Source organism: Flavicella sp. IMCC45668, assembly GCF_057219105.1.
Genome location: NZ_CM170114.1, coordinates 1,519,329 through 1,538,271 on the forward strand (window position 1 = coordinate 1,519,329; position 18,943 = coordinate 1,538,271).

Consider the following 18,943-nt stretch of genomic DNA (forward strand, 5'->3'; position numbering starts at 1 on the left):
ATTTTCTTACGTTATTTTTGCAATATGGACTTTACATTACAATCAGCATACAAACCAACAGGAGATCAACCAGAAGCCATCAAGCAACTTACTCAAGGTATTTTAAATGATGAAAAATACATGAACCTTTTAGGAGTCACGGGGTCTGGTAAAACGTTTACAGTTGCAAATGTTGTTCAAAATGTAAACAGGCCTACGCTTGTTTTGGCTCATAACAAAACATTGGCAGCGCAGTTATACGCCGAATTCAAAGAGTTTTTCCCAAACAATGCAGTGGAATATTTTGTTTCCTATTATGATTATTACCAGCCTGAAGCCTACATCCCTTCTAGTGGTGTTTTTATAGAGAAAGATCTATCCATCAATGATGATATTGAACGTTTGAGAATTAGCACCTCCTCTGCTTTACTTTCTGGAAGAAGAGATGTTTTAGTGATTGCTTCCGTATCCTGTTTGTATGGTATTGGAAATCCTGTTGAGTTCAAGAAAAATGTAATTACCATAGAGCAAGATCAAGTTTTAGCGCGAACCAAATTTTTACATATGTTGGTGCAAAGCTTATATTCTAGAACCGAAACAGAGATAAAAAGTGGGAGTTTTAAAGTAAAAGGAGATACGATCACCATATACCCTTCCTATGGAGAATTTGCATACAGAGTTCATTTTTTTGGGGATGAAATTGAGGAAATTGAATCATTTGACGTTGAAAATAATACGGTAGTTGAAAAATTTGAATCTCTAAATATCTACCCTGCAAATTTATTTGTGACATCACCAGACATCCTCCAAAATGCCATTCATCAAATACAAGAAGACATGGTGAAGCAAGTGGATTATTTTAAGGAAATAGGAAAACACCTTGAAGCAAAACGACTAAAAGAACGTACTGAGTTTGATTTAGAAATGATACGTGAATTAGGGTATTGTAGTGGAATTGAAAATTATTCGCGCTATTTAGATGGAAGAGAACCAGGTACAAGACCTTTCTGTTTACTTGACTATTTTCCAGAAGATTATTTGATGGTAATCGATGAAAGTCATGTAACAGTACCGCAAACACATGCCATGTATGGTGGCGATAGATCCAGAAAAGAAAACTTGGTAGAATTTGGCTTTAGATTACCTGCTGCTATGGACAACAGGCCTTTAAAGTTTGAAGAATTTGAAGCCGTGCAAAATCAAGTATTATATGTGAGTGCTACACCTGCAGATTATGAACTTGAAAAAACAGAAGGTCATTTTGTAGAACAAGTGATTCGACCAACTGGATTATTAGATCCAATTATTGAAGTTAGGCCAAGTGAAAATCAGATAGACGATTTAACAGAAGAAATTCAACAAAGAATTGAACTTGATGAACGTGTTTTAGTAACCACCCTTACCAAAAGAATGGCAGAAGAGTTGGCTAAATTCTTAACGAGAATACAAATTCGTTGTAGATACATACATTCTGATGTTGATACACTTGAGCGTGTTCAAATATTACAAGATCTTAGAAAAGGATTGTTTGACGTTTTAATTGGGGTAAATTTATTAAGAGAAGGTTTAGATTTACCTGAAGTTTCTTTGGTTGCCATTATTGATGCTGATAAAGAAGGTTTTTTAAGATCGCATAGATCCCTAACGCAAACCATTGGTAGAGCAGCGAGAAATGTTAATGGTAAAGCCATTATGTATGGAGATAAAATCACAAAAAGTATGGAGTTAACTATCTCTGAAACAGCTAGAAGAAGAGAGAAACAAATCGCCTACAATGTGAAACACAATATCAAACCTAAGCAAATTACTAAAAAAATAGACAATGCACTTCTTGAAAACCAAGGAACCTCCTACTCGTCTATAGATGAAAATATTGCCGCAGAACAAGATTTAACCTATTTAACGAAAGGTGAGATTGAAAAAAGAATCAATCAAGCAAGAAAAGAAATGGAAGCAGCTGCTAAAAATCTTGATTTTATTGTAGCCGCTAAATTAAGAGATCAAATAAAAGAACTAAAAGAAAAACTATAGTACACTTATCTACAAGACTACCTAGATCCCCCATCTTTCGATACTTCTATCAACAAACTTAACCATATGGTTAAGGAAAAAGATAATACCTCTTAGACCACATAATACAACATGATTTAAATAATAGAGAGCTGTTGTTTATTTTATCCCTACTGCCATAAAACCGACAGCTTAGTTACAACCACAAGAACCCCTCCTTATAAATAGGGAGGTGAAAATTCACTTATTTATGGTTATTGTGAGAATTGTATGAATACTTTAATTTTACAGTAAGTAAGAGTAATTAAATGGTTATTGTAAAAAACGGATGAAATACGCCCCTTAATGTTCATCCGTTTTTTTACTCTTTTATTTAAGATTGAATTTCAAAAAAATGATAATTAAATTAGTAGTCGGTTAATTATTTCGGTTGTGTTCTCGTGCCGCAGACACAACCGATTTTTTTTACAAGACACAAAAAAAGCTGCTAACAGATGTTAGCAGCTTTTTTTATAACCTTATATTGCTTAAAGAGCTTCTCCCAACTCTTTTAACCTTTCTGTATTCTCAGCCAACTTAAGACCATCTATAATTTTATGAATATCTCCATTTATAACATTCTGTAAATCATATAAAGTCATCCCAATTCTGTGCTCTGTAACACGCCCTTGTGGATAATTATAAGTTCTAATTTTTGCAGATCGATCCCCACTAGCAACCAAAGAATTTCTCTTCAAAGAATCTGCCGCTAATTTTTTCTCTAGCTCTTGTTCATATAATCTTGAACGTAAAACCTTCATGGCCTTATCTTTATTTTTGTGCTGAGATTTTTGATCTTGACATTGTGCTACCAACCCAGATGGGATATGCGTTAATCGAACAGCAGAATAGGTAGTATTTACCGATTGCCCTCCTGGTCCCGAAGAACAGAAATAATCAATTCTAATATCACTCATCTTCATATCAATATCAAACTCTTCTGCTTCTGGTAAAACCATTACAGTTGCTGCAGATGTGTGTACACGTCCTTGCGTCTCAGTTTGAGGAACTCTCTGTACACGGTGTACACCAGATTCAAATTTCATATCACCATAAACATCCGCTCCTGAAATACTGAAAATAATTTCCTTGAAACCTCCTGAGGTTCCTTCGCTAATATCCTCAACTTCAACTTTCCAGTTTCTATCGGAGCTATATTTTGTATACATTCTATACAAGTCACCAGCAAAAATACTTGCCTCATCACCTCCAGCACCAGCTCTAATTTCAACAATTACATTTTTACCATCTTCTGGATCCTTAGGAATCAACATGAACTTAATCTCCTCTTCTATCTGAGGGATTTGTTCATTAGCTTCATCTAATTCCATTTTAGCCATTTCAACCATTTCAGGGTCTGAACCATCAGAAATAATTTCTTTAGCTTCTGCAATATTACTTAACAGCTTTTCATACTCATTAGACTTATCAACTATTTGACCTAAATCTTTATATTCTTTATTAAGCTTTACATAGCGCTTTTGATCCATAATGATATCAGGCTGAATAATCAAATCTGATACCTCATCAAAACGTTGCTTAAATATTTTAATCTTATCTAACATCTTTTAATCTCTTTTCTTGGATACAAATTTACATTTTTTATCCGATTATTATAGATACCAAAAAGACCAGTGTTTACACTGGTCTTTTCACTATATTTTAACGCAACTAATAAACAAATTCACCGAACTCACTTCTAATTGTCAATTTATTACTTTCTGCAGCCTCTACTCTACCCACAATTTTAGCCTCTACATTGAAACTTTTTGAAATTTCAATAATTTCAGATGCAATATTCTCTGGTACATAAATTTCCATTCTGTGTCCCATATTAAATACTTGATACATTTCTTTCCAATCTGTACCAGATTGCTCTTGAATAAGTTTAAACAATGGAGGTACCTCAAACATATTATCTTTGATAACATGCAAATCTTTTACAAAGTGTAAAATTTTAGTTTGAGCACCACCGCTACAGTGAACCATACCATGAATTTCATCTGCTGAAAATTTACTTAAAATTTCTTTAATGATTGGTGCATAAGTTCTTGTCGGTGACAACACCAATTGGCCAGCATCTATCGGTGAATTCTCTACAGCGTCAGTTAATTTCACTTTTCCAGAATACACTAATTCTTCAGGAACTGCAGCATCAAAACTCTCTGGATATTTCTCGGCCAAATATTTATCAAAAACATCATGACGAGCAGAAGTCAAACCGTTACTACCCATACCACCATTATATGATTTCTCATAAGTAGCTTGTCCAAAAGACTCCAATCCTACAATTACATCACCTGGTTTTATATTTGCATTATTTACTACATCAGCTCTTTTCATTCTTGCTGTTACAGTAGAATCAACGATAATTGTACGCACCAAATCTCCTACATCCGCAGTTTCCCCTCCGGTAGAATGAATCTCAACACCAAACTCTTTTAATTCTTGCAACAACTCCTCAGTTCCATTAATTATTTGAGATAAAACCTCTCCAGGAATTAAATTTTTATTTCTTCCAATTGTAGAAGAAAGCATAATATTATCCGTTGCCCCAACACATAATAAATCATCAATATTCATGATCAATGCATCCTGAGCGATTCCTTTCCAAACAGAAATATCGCCTGTTTCTTTCCAGTACATATAAGCCAATGAAGATTTAGTACCTGCACCATCTGCATGCATGATCAAACAGTACTCCTCATCACCCGTAAGATGATCCGGAACTATCTTACAAAACGCCTGTGGAAACAAACCTTTATCAACATTTTTAATAGCATTATGAACATCTTCCTTAGAAGCTGACACCCCTCTTTGACTATACCTTTTACTAGTTTCTGAACTCATTCTAATTTCTTTGAATTTGAAAAATGCAAAGTTACTTATTTGAAATCAATTTTTAGCCTATTGAATGAACTTTATATACGCAGAAACCTTTTAAGATTTTGCAATATTAAGAGCTTGAAAATAAGATATCCTAAATAAATTTCTTTGAAATCAAACATTCCATTAAAAATTTATTTTTCTACGTATTTTTACGTACTTTTTAATCCTTGATAGAAAATTATGTGTTATATTTGTGACTTCAAAAAATTATCATAGAAACATATAAACAATACATATAGAATTATGGCTAAAATTAAATTAGAGTACCTTTGGTTGGACGGTTACAAGCCAACTCAAAACTTAAGAAGTAAAACTAAAGTTGAGGAGCATGAAAACTTCCAAGGAACATTAGAAGAAATAGGAAACTGGTCTTTCGATGGTTCTTCTACACAACAAGCTTCTGGTGGAGCATCTGACTGTATCTTGAAACCAGTTGCGATCTACCCAGATCCTGCCCGTATCAACGGATGGTTAGTAATGACTGAGGTATTAAATGCTGATGGAACTGCACATGAATCTAACGGTCGTGCTACGATTGAAGATGATGATAACGATTTCTGGTTCGGATTTGAGCAAGAATACTTCATCATGGATACTGAAACTGATTTACCATTAGGATTCCCAAGAGGTGGTTACCCAGCTCCACAAGGAATGTACTACTGTTCAGTTGGTGGAAAAAACACTCACGGACGTGATTTAGTTGAAGAGCATGCTGATTTATGTATCGAAGCTGGATTGAACTTTGAAGGAATCAACCAAGAGGTTGCTTCTGGACAATGGGAATTCCAATTATTTGCTAAAGGAGCAAAGAAAGCTGGTGATGAAATTTGGATTGCTAGATATTTATTAGATCGTTTGACTGAAGGTCGTGGAATGTACATCGAGTACCATCCAAAACCATTAGGAAAAGATTTAGACTGGAATGGATCAGGGATGCACGCTAACTTCTCTAACTCTATCTTGAGAGAGTGTGGTTCTGCTGAGAAATACGCTGAAATTTGTGAAGCTTTCCGTCCAGTAGTAAAAGAACACATTGAAGTTTATGGTGCTGAAAACGATCAACGTTTAACAGGAGATCACGAAACTCAATCTATCGATCAGTTCTCATGGGGAGTTTCTGACCGTGGAGCTTCAATCCGTATTCCAATTATCGCTGTAGAAAAAGGATACAAAGGATGGTTAGAAGACAGAAGACCTGCTTCAAACGGAGATCCTTACAAGATTGCTGCTAGAATTATCAAAACTGTTAAGCCAGTTAAATAATTATAAGCACATTTATATAAAAAGCGTTCAAGTTTAACTTGAACGCTTTTTTTATGCTTTTATCTCAAAACCAGACACTATATTATACTTCTATCTTTAAAAAATCATTGTATAAATAAAGCCTATATATATAAGTAGTAAAATTCCACCTTCTAGTTTTCCGAAATTCATTTTTCTGTAAAAAAAACTAAGCGGTAAAATCAAGAAAGAAATAGCCAGCATCCAATAGATGTCATTTTCTATCAAACCTTTGTCTACAATGGTAATCGGATGGATTGCTGCAGTTAGACCTAACACGGCCAAAATATTAAAAATATTAGACCCTAATAAATTCCCTAAACTAATTGCTTTTTCCTTCTTTAGCACAGCTATAATAGAAGCGGAAAGTTCTGGAATACTTGTACCAACAGACACTATTGAAACACCAATAATCCTCTGACTCACATTAAACTGCTCTGCCAATCCAACTGCACCAGAAATCAACAACTCAGAACCACCCCATAAAGCAGCTCCACCAATCGCTAAAAACATCAGAGCCTTCCATAAGGGTAACTCTTCATCATCTTCAGGCATCTCATCTTCTACTGCTGTCTTTTGAAACTTTAACATATAGATCAAAAATGCAACCAAAGCAGCAAAGAGGATTCCTCCTTCATAAGCTTCAAGTACCCCATCAGTAATTATAAAGACATATAAAAACATAGAAGCTAACATCATAATTGGCCAATCGGTTTTAAAAAAGCTCTTGGTTACCTTTATATCAGACAACAACACAGTAATCCCCAACACCAATGCTAGATTTGCAATATTGGAACCTATAACATTTCCCATTGCTAAATCTGAATGACCTTGTATAGCAGATTTTAAACTTACGATTAACTCAGGTGCCGAAGTAGCAAATGAAACTACAGTCATACCAATAATAATTTTTGGTATCTGTAAACGCAAAGAAAACCCAACAGCTGATTTTAATAACCAATCTCCACCAAAGATCAACAATACTAAACCAACAATAATAAATATCAAATCCATTTTAATAATTTTGACGCAAAGATACCTATTCTAACAGAGGTCCTATTTAATTTTGAATTTACTTTAACAAAAATCTTTAATTTATTTTGTAATTTAGATAGATCCTAAAATTGGAGAACTATGAAAAAACAGTTGTACAAATCAATTGCAAAATTCAATAAATTGGTTTTACCTTCATTCGGTAAAAAACAATTAGACATGAGCAAAGCTAAAAAATGGCAATTGGCTATTATTGGCTACAGAGCTTTCATTACAAAAAAATCATTATAACCATAAATTACATAGAATGGCAAACGAATCAAACCATGTTGCATTACATACTGCTTCTTTTATTGAAATCCAACGTCTACAACTAGATTTAAACGACGCTGAGATCCCTTTTATCACAAAAAATGATTCTGAATCTGCACGACTCGCTGGTTTCGGATCTTTTGGTGATCATGTTGAACTTTTTGTTTATGAAAACGACCTTTCAGAAGCAACAAAAATACTTGATAAACTAAAAGGAGAATTAATTTAATTTTTTTTCGATTTTTGTTTTGCATATTGTAATAAAACTCTATATTTGCAACCGCTTAACGGCCGCGTGGCGCAACTGAATAGCGCACTTGATTACGGCTCAAGAGGTTATAGGTTTGAATCCTATCGCGGTCACAAAATCTTATAGATTTTAGATATTAAATCCCTTTAAACATTCGTTTTTAGGGATTTTTTTATTTAGCCCTATGAAAGAAGCTATTTTACCTCTGGCTCTACCTCTTTATACAAGCTGAAAAAGAAAAAAGATGACATTGTAAAAAAAGCTTTAACTCTTGCAACTTCTTAAATCCCTATCCTTAAATCCAAGGAATTCCTACATTCACCAAAGTCAACTAGTGGTGAATTTTAATTACTTTTAAATAAAAAATTCAATATGAGAAAAGCAATCTTCTATATCCTATATTTAATTATAACCAATTCATCCTATGCACAAGCATTTGATTATACACCAAGCCCTTTAGACGGACAGGTTCTATATTATACAGAATTTACAACCTGCTATTCTAATCTGCATAAGCAACCGTACTGGGTATCTTACGAATTAACAAAGGAAGAAATAGAATTGGAAAGTAGAGAAAGACTTGGAAAATTTATTCAAGACAAAAATGTTATTCTTGGGGCAGCAACTCACGATGATTTTACAAATACCAACTTTGACCGTGGGCATCTCTCTAGGGCAGAATACAATAAACGAAGTGAAAATTCCTATCGTGAAAGTTATTACACGTCAAATATCTCTCCTCAAATTGGAAAAAATTTCAATCGTGTTGGTGGAGATTGGTACAATCTGGAAGAACTAGAAAAGAAATTTTGTATTTCCTTGGGAGTCATATATTGCGTCTCTGGTCCTGTTTTCAATAAAAATATTGAAGCGATAGGTGATGCTACCTCTATTATTGTTCCAGGTTATTTTTTTAAAGCAATACTTTCAAAAGACAAAAAACATGCCATCGCATTTTTATTAAAACATGACAATGTACTGGATAAGTCTTTATGGGATAGTGCCATTTCTATAGACCAACTAGAAGGTATTACAGGAATTAATTTTTTTAAAATGCTCAGTAACAAAACAGAACAAAAAATTGAAAGTAGTCTAGATTTAGAATATTGGAAAAAACAAATTAAATAAATTGAAAGAACATGGATAAGCTATAAAAAAAGGAATTCATTACCTTTGAGCATCTAATTCATTTCAAAATTAATGCAACCGAAACCAACTATAGAACTGCTCCCTACAAGAAAATTTATCTTTTTATTTATTGTTAGTCTAGGACTTTACAATGTTTGGTGGATGTATAAAACATGGAAACTTTTTAAGGAGCGTGATCAATCAGAAATTGTCCCACTTGCTAGAGCTATATTTGCGATTTTCTTTTTACATACATTATTTGAAAAAATTCAAGAGTTTGCAAGATCCACGGGTTATAAGGAAAATTTCTCTTCCCTTGCCTACTTTATAGGTTTTGTTGCTTTCAATATGTCAAGTCGACTACCAGGAGGTTTATGGGTTATTTCTTTTTTATCAGTACTATGCCTGATACCTGCATTAAACGCTTTTAATTACGGTATCAAACATTCAGGAGAGTACGACATCATTGAAGATGAAAAATTCAATCAAAATCAAATTGTATTAACTGTAATTGGAACTTTGTTCTGGATGCTCACTATCATTGGGATGTTTGCTAATCCAGAAGCAATGAATCAAGCTCTTTAACACTTAATTCCAAACGAGTTTTTTCCGTTCCTCCCAATAAGACTCTGTCGGAATTGCAAAGTTTTGCAGAAGTATCAATTCCTCTTCTTGTAAAACAAAATCATTCGCTTTTAAGTTACTTAACAAGTGTTCCTTTTCAAGTGCTCCGCTTAACACAGAATAAGAATTAATGCTCTGCACACAAAACCTCAAGGCTATCGCATCAACACCTACTTTATATTTATAAGCCAATTGTTGTAATTGATTATAAAGCAATTCATATTGTAAGAAGTTTCTATTTGGTAACAATCTTCCATTCGCTAAAGCTTCCTTTATGATAATTCTTTTTCCATTCTTAGCTATTTTATTACAAAATTCGGCAACACTTTGATCTAAAATATTATGTGTCACTTGAAAAACTTCAAACAGCTGTTTTTCATTTATTTCAATATCAAATGCCTCTTTTAAAACTTCCACCTGATTGGTTCCAGTAGTGGAAAGTCCTATTTTCAAATCAAATTTCTCCTGATACTCAGCTAACTTATCTAATACTTCTATATTTCTTAAGACACCTGTTTCAAAAGTAGCAGAGTGAATTTGATATGTAGTTAAAAATGGTTTTAAGTTTTTAGAAACGCCCCATTGCGAAATTAACTTTTCTAAGCTATGCTCCTTTACTTCATGAATAGCAGCATCTTTTTTAAAATCCGCTACGTAGGTATACCCCCATTTGGTAGCCAATTCTATTTCGGAATCCAATTTAGAATTCAACCAATTTAAAAGTATCGATTCTGCCATTCCATAACCGGGTGAAGTGTCATAATAACGAACTCCATTTTTATAAGCCAACTCCAACAAACTTATGCCATCTTGATTAAATTGATTTTTATCAAAAGGTTTACTTTCTTTTGTTTTTATATTTATATACTGAGGTCTTCCTATCGCAGCCGTTCCTAATCCTATCTTTTGCATATCACTTTCTCTATTGAAATATAAACATACTGTATTGTATAAAACCCTACAAGAAATACCCTTTTTATTAAAAAACAAAAAAGAGCCTCAAGGAGGCTCTTTCTTCGAAAAAAAAATAAATAAAAAATCACAGTGATGGCATCAAAACTTCATCGATTACATGAATAACACCATTTGTTCCTTGAATATCTACAGCAATAACTCCTGCCATATCACCTCCTACATCTGTAATAACGACTCCATCAGTAGTAGAGATGGTAATATTTTGTCCATTTACTGTTGATACTTCTCCGCTCGGAACGGCATCCGACCTCACCACTCCAGAAACTGCGTGATAGGTAAGTACATTTGACAACCCATCCGTTCCGATAGCTCCAATTACATCCGCTAAAGTTTTGACTTGTAATTCGTCCAATAAATCAACGAACGCCATATCGTTCGGAGCAAATAAAGTATAAGGTCCAGCTTCAGCATATCCGAATAAAGCATCCAAACCTCCATCTGCTGCCTCTAAGGAAGCTTGCAATGAAGAAAACTCCCAATTTAAATCTATCAGTTCATTTATCGTTAAAGGCAATATAACTTTATCAATTACATGAATCACACCATTACTTGCATCTACGTCCGGAGTGGTCACTTTTGCTTTATCATTTAACATAACACCATCTGAAGTATTCACATAAAAGCTTAACTTATCCTCAGTAGCCGTAGCAACATATCCTGTAGAAACTTCACTACTTTTAACTTCTGCTCCTAACACATGATACAATAAAACGTTTTTCAATCCTTCAGTAGTTAATGCTGCTTCTACCTCATCCAAACTAGCCATATCAAGTTCCGACAATAAGGCTACAAAGGCATCATTTGTTGGAGCAAACACAGTTAATTCTGCATTTACATCACTCACTACACTTACTAAACCAGTTCTTGTCAAAGCATCAACTAAAATCGAGAAATTCTCGTCTGCAACTGCTATTCCAGCAATTGTTTTTTGTTCCTCTTCCATCATCATTACATCACCATCATCATCGTTACATGATACAAGTGTGAAAATCATAATAAAAGCAATCGGGGTAATTTTTTTTAAAAAGTTTTTCATTTTGTTTAAGTTGTTAGTTAATTAATTAAACAAATATAATAAAACATTTAAAAAACGTCTAATTAATTTTTTATTTTATTAAACAAAAAAACACCATATATCTTTTGTAAACATTTCATTTCTAATTTTTATATCAATATATTGTTGGCATAAAATCATCTTTAGAATAAAAAAATTAACTCATATTATGAAAAATGGCGTTTTCACACTTCTAATAATTCTTTTAATAACAAGCTGTAACACAAAACAACACAGCAATAAAACCCCCAAAGACCCATTACCATCATGGAACACAGGCAAACATAAATCTCAAATTATAGATTTTGTAAACACTGCCACGAACCCTTCAAGTAAAAACTTCATCCCTGTTAATGAACGCATTGCGACCTTTGACAATGATGGTACTTTATGGTCGGAACAACCTTTATATTTTCAATTTTTCTTTGCAATTGACCAAATTAAGGCCAATGTAGAAAAACATCCATCATGGAAAACTACGCAACCATATAAAGCCGCATTGGAAGGAAACATGAAAGAATTATTACAATACGGAGAGGCAGGAATCGTCAAAATAGTGATGGCTACGCATGCTGGAAGTATAACAGAGGAATTTGAAGAAATTGTAAAAAACTGGTTAAAAACAGCAATTCACCCAACAAAAAACAAACCATATACAGACTTAGTTTATCAACCTATGCTAGAACTTTTATCTTATTTAAGATCAAACAACTTCAAAACTTACATTGTCTCTGGGGGTGGATTAGATTTTATGCGACCATTCACAGAACAGGTATATGGAATACCTAAGGAACAGGTTGTTGGTAGCTCTATTAAAACATCATATGATTACAATAATGGAAATCCTATTATAAAAAGGTTACCTGAACTAGATTTTAATAATGATAAAGGAGGAAAACCTGAAGCAATCCATAAATTTATTGGTAGAAAGCCAGTTTTTGCCGCAGGTAACTCAGATGGTGATCTTCAGATGCTTCGCTGGACCGCTTCAAATAAATCTAAAAGTTTTATGCTTTACGTTCACCATACTGACTCAATCAGAGAATGGGCATACGATCGGGATTCTCACATTGGAAGATTTAACAAAGGTCTTGATGAAGCAAAAGAAAAAGATTGGACAATTGTGGATATGGAGCAAGACTGGACAGTAATCTATCCCTACGAACTAGTGCCTAAAAAATAATATTTAAAATTATCCTCGATTAAATAGAAACAAACTAAAAATCTGTAATTATATGAAATCATTGCGCATTATTATTTATTTTTTCAGTCTATGTATTGCCATAAGTTGTGGATCTTCAGAAAACAAAACAATTTCGAAGAAGCAAGTAGCTCAAACAACAAATTTATTAACAACGGATTTCTTTAAAGAATATAGTATTTCTAGTAGCACGTATGGCACAAATACAACCGTCGAATTAAAGAACGGGAATAGAATTATAAATACCAATGCACTCCCTAATCATGAAACAGGAAAATTCCCTACCTACGGGAATCCAAATACAATTTCTGCACAAAAACTGAAGTATTTCATTCCGATTAACCCTCAATTATCTGGTAAATCAAAATGGGCTAGAGAACCAGGAATCGCAATAAACGGAGTGAAGTTTGAACCAGAAACAGCGGAAAGATTTGTTTGTGAAACAGGCGAAGTGTATAAAATAGAAGCTTTTCAAGATTTGGTTAACCTAGGGTTAGACTTTAACAATGCACATGTTCAACCAACGGGTGCTTATCATTACCATGGGGTACCAACCGAATTAATAAAAATTTTAGACAGAGGAGAAGATTTAATTCATGTAGGTTTTGCTAAAGACGGCTTTCCAATTTATTTCTCTAAAACCGGTAAATACAAGCCAAGCTATCAACTGTCAAAAACCAATCGAACTGGTGATGCGTGCGCCTATAAAAACCCAAAACATGGCATGGAAAAAGACCTTCAAGACACTCGCCCTGATGGTACTTTTGTTTCTGATTGGGAATACATTGATGGGCTTGGCAACCTAGATGAATGTAATGGAACTACCATAAATGGTTCTTATGCTTATTTTGTAACTGAGGAGTACCCATATATGAGTAGATGTCTAAAAGGGAATTTTACTGAAATCCGTAGAAAAGGACCACCACCGGGTCAACATAGACATAATGGCCGACAAGGACCGCCACAACATGACCATAGACCTCACGATTTGTAAAAAAAGCACTACACATTGCTATTTTTTCTTTTCAAATATCTTTTTTGCATTAGCGCCATCGATCATAAAATAATTAGGATCCGTTGGTACGGGATGACTGACTTTTCCAAAGTAGATGGGATTACATTTTTGCAGCGTTAAAGTTCTAAATAAATTGACGACAGATCCCATAAGCGTTTTTACAACTTTTACTTCATCCAATACAATTGCTTCTGGATTTCCATGAAATTTTTGTCCTAATATTTGACATGCCCTATCCGTTAAAACCACAATTTCTGCATTAGGAATAGAATCTTTTACAATATCATAGTCTGCAAATAAAGCGAGTCTATTGTTATTTGTAGAAAAAGCGACATCTTCAGCTTTTAAAACTCCTTTGGAAAGATTCATATCTATTACAAGTTCCTTTATATTTGAAGAATCTTTATCTGTGAATTTTGTGGTTAGTAATTTTGTAAAATCGGACCCTTTTACAGCAACAGTGCCAAACGGACCGGCAAATGCAAAAGCACCGATATCAACCAAATTAAAATTTTGACTCTTTTTATAATTCTTTAACAAATGGTCAAGATCCATACCATAAAGCATTATATCCTTTCCATTCACTCCAATTTTAGCATTGGAGTTTTTCTTAAACTCGCTAAAATTATATCCCTTAAATTTCCAATCGACACAAAAATCTACATTACCTTCAGCAAGTTTATGAGGATTATACTCATTCAGAGCTTTGTTTACATCTACATCAAAAGATGATACTTTAAAATTTAATACTTTTTCATTTTGACTGAAGTTTGTGTAGACTTTTCCTTTTGTAAATGCCTCATGCATCTCGGAATCGTTTATAAAACCTTTAAACTCCAAATCAATTATATGATCCTTTTGATAACTATAGCTACCTTTAAACTGATAAGACTGATTTAAAAACCTAAGAACACTAGATCTTACATCGATTTTATCCGTATTTAAATCAATACTAAAACCTGACGACAACTCCGATTTCTCAAGTTTTCTTAGATCATATTTTTCAAAAAATGTAGGTCTTATCTCTTGATTAGAATTTACCTCGATATCCAAAACATTACCAGACAATTTAAGTTTCGCCTTAACATTTTCAAACTCAAAAAATTCAGCATTTTTATTCCCATCTAACAAAATCGACATGGAGGCCTGCTTGACTTCTAACTCTTCTATTGCTAAAACAAATGGTGAACTCAATGCAGTATTACTTTGATCTGAAGATTTATAATTTAATACTGAGAAGGCATTGGCGATATTCCAATACTTCTCATATTCAATTAAATTTAAAGATCCATCTTCAATCACGGCTCTTTTAATAATCCACTTAGAATTAGATAACAATTCTTTTAAATCAAAATCAAGAGCTATTTTTTTTAAAGCAAAAATATTTTCATTTGGTTTAACAAAACCATCTTCAATAAATGAAACATTATTCAATGTAATAGCTACCTTAGGGAAATAAGTAAACAGATCATAACCTAAAGATTCTATCTGAAATTCACCTTTAAAATTGTCGTTAGCAACTAAAAGAAGTTCATCTTTCAACCAATCTTTTTTATACTCAAAAACAAACCAAGATCCTATTAGGCCAAAAAAGACAATTATTACAGGGAGTATTATGGCAAATTTTAAAACGTTCCTCATGTAAGCAACATACAATTATTTCAGACAAATATCTTCTTATTTTTTATTTTATCCAAAGCTATCCCCCACTAAAAAACAGAACAAAAAAAAAGAGCCTTCAACAAATGAAGGCCCTTTTTAATTTAAAATTAAAACAATTATACTATGGTCTTTCTTCTTTTTCTATTAAGAAGAAATCATCAATATATATAGTTGCTTCTGTAGTCTGTCCAGCATTCGCATTTATTCTGAACCATAACTTTGCCACATCTCTAGGAGAACGTGTATAGGTAACTTCTTGAGTTATCCATTCATCCGTTGGCAAGGTACCTGTAGAAAAATCTACTGTCGAATTCCATCCCCAATCGTTAAGGATAAACATTTGACCATTCAAAGGCATTACTGGACTATTTGCTCCATCAATATAAACCTTATAACGGAAAATGTATTCTTTTCCTGCTTCTAAAGAAATTACACCATCATTAGGGAACGAATAACCAGATTCTGAAGTTGCTTCACCTGGTAAAATAGTCATTTTAACACTACTAGTTCCTAAAGATGCTTGCTCCGTAGAAAGTTCAACATGTGGTGCATTTCTCCACCACGGCCCCCAAGCACTTGCATCTGCAACATTGGTAGGCAGCAAATTCTCATTATGCATGGTTACTGCTGAATCCGTAAATGCAACCGGAACTCTTGTATCTGTAGAAGTAATACCACTACCATCTTCTAAAGAAACAGTTACTACATCCGGTCTGTATATAGGATCATCCAAAGTTACCACTAATACAGTTGCGTCATCCGGATTAATAACTACTGATTTGATAGAGAAATCTGTACCGTTCACTTTAGCTGAGAAAAATGCTTCTTTTCCTGTAAAAGGCTCGAATTCACCATTAAAAGGAACATGAATGGTTTCATCTAACTGCTCTTGAATAACACCTGTTACTTGGAAAGGCTTAGATGAAGGAATTACTTTTATTGCAGCTGGCATAGTATAAAAATCATTATCACCAGGGATATCCTCACCACTTCTTTGTACTATTAATCTAGCTGTTTGTATACCTAACTTTTTGAATGTTGGCGTAAACACTTGTTCCCTGCTCACCTCTCCAGACACAGTCCATTGTCTCTCTGTAGGCCTTCCTATTGTAGTAATATCAGTAAACTCGAGCGTCCCACCAACTTCTACTGTTATGGTATCTGTAGTTTTTTCATGAGAAACTAAAGCACCATCTTGTCTTACTTCAATTTCTGCTATTAGAGATTCATAAACGTCAACAACAAAAGTAGTGTCAATAACCCATAGGTCTCCAACTTTTACCGACGGAAGAATATAATCTTCTACACCATTGTTTCCTCTAAATGCAACCGAATCATGAAAGGTATTATGCAATGTTATTTCTTTCAAACCACCTTCCGGAAAAAGTACATGTACTGTATCGTCATTAGAAATTGTATCAACTTTGTTTATAATAAACTGATCGAAAATAGTGTCTTTTCTTCCTATAGGTCCTCTAAGAAAATAATTTCCTTTTTGAATTGTCCAAGAATGATTAACAGTACCTTGTGACACATCCATAAAAGACATATAACTTCCAGCGGTTGATCTTAAAACCCTTTCTCTTGCTCCTCCTGTATAGAAACCAACATCCGAAAATGAATTTGGCTGCTCATAGGATTCATCTTTACAAGCCACAAACATTGTAGCTAATGCTAAAGACAATATTAGATATATTTTTTTCATTTTTATCAAATTAATTTTTAACTATTCCGTTTCAACGCCAATATATGGATTGGTTATCACTTCTACATTTGGTATTGGCCAATATGCATGAGCTTCTTCTACGTAATTTGCAGCTCCTTCTTGAAATTCTATAAAATTAGGATCAACATTTGGATCATCAACAGCTACCTCCACCAATTGGCTAGCCCATCGAGTAGTGAAATTACCATTTTCTAACTGAACTTGGTAATGTAAAGCATCGTATCTTCTAGCAGACAATTCCTCAAATCTTTGTTTTTTAATTCCCCATCTTCTTAGATCCATATTTCGCTCTCCTAATCCTTCACCTCCTAATTCTAGGGGCTTTTCTACATGTCTGATATGCTCTCTTAGCATTTCTTGTGAATAAATAAGTTCATCATGATCATTCGAGCCATATTCTGTATCTTCTGCGCTAAGTCCAATTAATTGTACAGCTGATCTACGACGAACTCTATTTACATACTTCATCGCTTCTGGTAAGTTACCTAGTTCTACCATACACTCAGCATAATTCAGCATTACACCCGCAAGGCGAATATATCTTTCATTCACTCCTGATCTTGGCGTTGACGGATATATATCTTTTTCAGCTTCCACGATATCCCAGTTCGTATGTTTTCTCCAATAACTCGTATTTCCCTGATTAAAAGGCCCTGTAACACCAGGCATTTTACCATACCATTGGGAATCAACATCATCAACTAAAGCAACGGATGCAGAAGTTCTTAAGCTATATGTTCTAAATCCTCCACCTTCTACTCTATTTGCATCATCCGAGAAATCCAACACTTCGTTTTTATACAAAACAGTCAACCAATTCGAAGGAATTGTAGCCAACCAGTTTGGAGAAAAACTCCAAGCCAAAGAACTAGATACTAACTTCTCAGAAAACCCAACTTCCGACATTCTATAATCTACAGAATAAGATGCTTCTAATATAGACTCTTGATTAAACTCATCCATTGTAGTAAAATTACTTCCAATATTTGGCATTAAATCATATCCAAAGTCTTCTATAACACTAATGTACTTTTCAGCTGCCTTAGCATATTCTGAATTATGTAAATAAGTGTTTCCCATTAACGCTACTGCCGCGCCCGCGGTAACCCGTCCAATATTCTCACCTTCCCAACTAATTGGTAAAACAGAAGCGGCATATTCAAAATCCCCAAGATAAAATGCTCTTACTTCATCAGCAGAACTAGGAGGCTTTAAAAAATCTTCTCTAGCAGTTGTAACACTGGTTACTAAAGGAATCTTACCTTCATTATAAGAATTGTAAAGTTGGTAGTAAAAGAAACCACGAAGCAACCTAGCTTCTCCCATAATTTCTACTGCTCTTACTTTATCTTGAACAGATAGAGTAGACATCAAATTTGATGCTGCCTCTATTACCTGATTTGCTCTAAAAACCCCTTCATATCCATCTGTCCATTTCTCGATAGCTGGCCTCGAGGTATTATTAAAAGTTTGTAAATAAGATGTATTGACCATTGTTGGACGCGCTCTCCAAGAACCTGCATAAGCAAGATCACTTCTATTCAATTCGTCCACAAGGCTTACCATCCCCGTGCTTTTGAATGTATTATAAACTCCAACTAAACCTGCTTCTAAATGCCCCAAATTCTGCCAAAACAAATCAGTTGAAATGTTGTTAGGATTAGTTTGGTCCAAAAAGTCTTCATCGTTACAGCTACCCAGTCCAATTGCCAAAATCGAAAAACTGACAAGCCCTATTCTTTTCAATGATGATGAAAAACGCTCCTTTATTTTTATATCTATATTAATTTTTTTCATGTCTTTCT

The 18,943-nt window shown here is 34.0% G+C and carries 16 protein-coding genes and 1 tRNA gene; 9 read left to right on the plus strand and 8 right to left on the minus strand.

Annotated features, from left to right (window positions below; translation table 11 throughout):
• Positions 1-24 precede the first annotated feature (24 nt).
• Positions 25-2,010, plus strand: a complete 1,986-nt coding sequence (gene uvrB / locus AC2DZ0_RS06585; protein ID WP_484644477.1) for an excinuclease ABC subunit UvrB — start codon at positions 25-27, stop codon at positions 2,008-2,010.
• Between the two features lie 506 nt (positions 2,011-2,516).
• On the opposite strand, the gene prfA is transcribed toward uvrB, so the two are convergent.
• Both prfA and AC2DZ0_RS06595 read right to left on the minus strand, forming a co-directional pair.
• Positions 2,517-3,593: a peptide chain release factor 1 gene (gene prfA, locus AC2DZ0_RS06590; RefSeq protein ID WP_484492244.1), complete on the minus strand. Its 1,077-nt coding sequence runs from the start codon at positions 3,591-3,593 to the stop codon at positions 2,517-2,519.
• Positions 3,594-3,699: 106 nt separating this feature from the next.
• Positions 3,700-4,878: an AIR synthase related protein gene (locus AC2DZ0_RS06595; protein ID WP_484644478.1), complete on the minus strand. Its 1,179-nt coding sequence runs from the start codon at positions 4,876-4,878 to the stop codon at positions 3,700-3,702.
• Positions 4,879-5,160: 282 nt separating this feature from the next.
• Here AC2DZ0_RS06595 and AC2DZ0_RS06600 point away from each other — a divergent pair, with 282 nt between their 5' ends.
• Positions 5,161-6,180 (plus strand): glutamine synthetase beta-grasp domain-containing protein, encoded by a 1,020-nt coding sequence (locus tag AC2DZ0_RS06600; RefSeq protein WP_484492246.1) that lies wholly within the window; start codon positions 5,161-5,163, stop codon positions 6,178-6,180.
• A 96-nt stretch (positions 6,181-6,276) separates the two neighbouring features.
• On the opposite strand, the gene AC2DZ0_RS06605 is transcribed toward AC2DZ0_RS06600, so the two are convergent.
• Positions 6,277-7,212, minus strand: a complete 936-nt coding sequence (locus AC2DZ0_RS06605) for a calcium/sodium antiporter (RefSeq protein WP_484644480.1) — start codon at positions 7,210-7,212, stop codon at positions 6,277-6,279.
• Between the two features lie 132 nt (positions 7,213-7,344).
• Between AC2DZ0_RS06605 and AC2DZ0_RS06610 the strand changes: the two genes are divergently transcribed.
• The 5 genes from AC2DZ0_RS06610 (at position 7,345) to AC2DZ0_RS06630 (ending at position 9,466) form a co-directional block, all read left to right on the plus strand.
• The gene (locus tag AC2DZ0_RS06610; RefSeq protein WP_484492486.1) at positions 7,345-7,482 is read left to right on the plus strand and encodes an SsrA-binding protein; all 138 of its coding nucleotides are present in this window, start codon (positions 7,345-7,347) and stop codon (positions 7,480-7,482) included.
• Positions 7,483-7,498: 16 nt separating this feature from the next.
• The gene (locus tag AC2DZ0_RS06615; RefSeq protein ID WP_484492248.1) at positions 7,499-7,732 is read left to right on the plus strand and encodes a putative signal transducing protein; all 234 of its coding nucleotides are present in this window, start codon (positions 7,499-7,501) and stop codon (positions 7,730-7,732) included.
• A gap of 60 nt (positions 7,733-7,792) precedes the next feature.
• Positions 7,793-7,866 (plus strand) — tRNA-Arg (locus AC2DZ0_RS06620).
• A 259-nt stretch (positions 7,867-8,125) separates the two neighbouring features.
• Entirely contained in the window at positions 8,126-8,881 is a 756-nt protein-coding gene (locus tag AC2DZ0_RS06625; RefSeq protein ID WP_484644481.1) for a DNA/RNA non-specific endonuclease, read from the plus strand.
• Positions 8,882-8,953: 72 nt separating this feature from the next.
• A complete protein-coding gene (locus AC2DZ0_RS06630) occupies positions 8,954-9,466 on the plus strand; it encodes a hypothetical protein (protein ID WP_484644482.1) in 513 nt (170 codons plus the stop codon).
• A gap of 3 nt (positions 9,467-9,469) precedes the next feature.
• Here the strand turns inward: AC2DZ0_RS06630 and AC2DZ0_RS06635 are convergent, their stop codons facing one another.
• Positions 9,470-10,417, minus strand: a complete 948-nt coding sequence (locus AC2DZ0_RS06635) for an aldo/keto reductase (protein WP_484644484.1) — start codon at positions 10,415-10,417, stop codon at positions 9,470-9,472.
• A gap of 127 nt (positions 10,418-10,544) precedes the next feature.
• Positions 10,545-11,516, minus strand: a complete 972-nt coding sequence (locus AC2DZ0_RS06640) for a fasciclin domain-containing protein (protein ID WP_484644485.1) — start codon at positions 11,514-11,516, stop codon at positions 10,545-10,547.
• A 187-nt stretch (positions 11,517-11,703) separates the two neighbouring features.
• Between AC2DZ0_RS06640 and AC2DZ0_RS06645 the strand changes: the two genes are divergently transcribed.
• Together AC2DZ0_RS06645 and AC2DZ0_RS06650 are read left to right on the plus strand one after the other, a co-directional pair.
• On the plus strand, positions 11,704-12,717 hold the full coding sequence (locus AC2DZ0_RS06645; protein WP_484644486.1) for an HAD family hydrolase: 1,014 nt from the start codon (positions 11,704-11,706) through the stop codon (positions 12,715-12,717).
• Between the two features lie 52 nt (positions 12,718-12,769).
• Complete coding sequence (locus tag AC2DZ0_RS06650) at positions 12,770-13,729, plus strand: YHYH protein (protein ID WP_484644487.1); 960 nt, start codon at positions 12,770-12,772, stop codon at positions 13,727-13,729.
• 18 nt (positions 13,730-13,747) lie between these two features.
• Here AC2DZ0_RS06650 and AC2DZ0_RS06655 read toward each other — a convergent pair whose 3' ends face one another.
• The 3 genes from AC2DZ0_RS06655 to AC2DZ0_RS06665 all read right to left on the minus strand — a co-directional run bounded on the left by AC2DZ0_RS06655 (position 13,748) and on the right by AC2DZ0_RS06665 (position 18,935).
• Positions 13,748-15,391, minus strand: a complete 1,644-nt coding sequence (locus tag AC2DZ0_RS06655) for an AsmA family protein (protein WP_484644488.1) — start codon at positions 15,389-15,391, stop codon at positions 13,748-13,750.
• Positions 15,392-15,533: 142 nt separating this feature from the next.
• The gene (locus AC2DZ0_RS06660; protein WP_484644490.1) at positions 15,534-17,117 is read right to left on the minus strand and encodes a carbohydrate binding domain-containing protein; all 1,584 of its coding nucleotides are present in this window, start codon (positions 17,115-17,117) and stop codon (positions 15,534-15,536) included.
• Between the two features lie 21 nt (positions 17,118-17,138).
• Positions 17,139-18,935 carry a RagB/SusD family nutrient uptake outer membrane protein gene (locus AC2DZ0_RS06665; protein ID WP_484644491.1) on the minus strand — a complete coding sequence of 599 codons (1,797 nt, stop codon included), beginning with the start codon at positions 18,933-18,935 and terminating at the stop codon, positions 17,139-17,141.
• Positions 18,936-18,943 lie beyond the last annotated feature (8 nt).

What these genes read in the sequence shown, in the direction of transcription:
- uvrB (WP_484644477.1), top strand. Translation starts at nt 25, where the DNA reads ATGGACTTTACATTACAATCAGCATACAAACCAACAGGAGATCAACCA.
- prfA (WP_484492244.1), bottom strand. Translation starts at nt 3,593, where the DNA reads ATGTTAGATAAGATTAAAATATTTAAGCAACGTTTTGATGAGGTATCA.
- AC2DZ0_RS06595 (WP_484644478.1), bottom strand. Translation starts at nt 4,878, where the DNA reads ATGAGTTCAGAAACTAGTAAAAGGTATAGTCAAAGAGGGGTGTCAGCT.
- AC2DZ0_RS06600 (WP_484492246.1), top strand. Translation starts at nt 5,161, where the DNA reads ATGGCTAAAATTAAATTAGAGTACCTTTGGTTGGACGGTTACAAGCCA.
- AC2DZ0_RS06605 (WP_484644480.1), bottom strand. Translation starts at nt 7,212, where the DNA reads ATGGATTTGATATTTATTATTGTTGGTTTAGTATTGTTGATCTTTGGT.
- AC2DZ0_RS06615 (WP_484492248.1), top strand. Translation starts at nt 7,499, where the DNA reads ATGGCAAACGAATCAAACCATGTTGCATTACATACTGCTTCTTTTATT.
- AC2DZ0_RS06625 (WP_484644481.1), top strand. Translation starts at nt 8,126, where the DNA reads ATGAGAAAAGCAATCTTCTATATCCTATATTTAATTATAACCAATTCA.
- AC2DZ0_RS06630 (WP_484644482.1), top strand. Translation starts at nt 8,954, where the DNA reads ATGCAACCGAAACCAACTATAGAACTGCTCCCTACAAGAAAATTTATC.
- AC2DZ0_RS06635 (WP_484644484.1), bottom strand. Translation starts at nt 10,417, where the DNA reads ATGCAAAAGATAGGATTAGGAACGGCTGCGATAGGAAGACCTCAGTAT.
- AC2DZ0_RS06640 (WP_484644485.1), bottom strand. Translation starts at nt 11,516, where the DNA reads ATGAAAAACTTTTTAAAAAAAATTACCCCGATTGCTTTTATTATGATT.
- AC2DZ0_RS06645 (WP_484644486.1), top strand. Translation starts at nt 11,704, where the DNA reads ATGAAAAATGGCGTTTTCACACTTCTAATAATTCTTTTAATAACAAGC.
- AC2DZ0_RS06650 (WP_484644487.1), top strand. Translation starts at nt 12,770, where the DNA reads ATGAAATCATTGCGCATTATTATTTATTTTTTCAGTCTATGTATTGCC.
- AC2DZ0_RS06655 (WP_484644488.1), bottom strand. Translation starts at nt 15,391, where the DNA reads ATGAGGAACGTTTTAAAATTTGCCATAATACTCCCTGTAATAATTGTC.
- AC2DZ0_RS06660 (WP_484644490.1), bottom strand. Translation starts at nt 17,117, where the DNA reads ATGAAAAAAATATATCTAATATTGTCTTTAGCATTAGCTACAATGTTT.
- AC2DZ0_RS06665 (WP_484644491.1), bottom strand. Translation starts at nt 18,935, where the DNA reads ATGAAAAAAATTAATATAGATATAAAAATAAAGGAGCGTTTTTCATCA.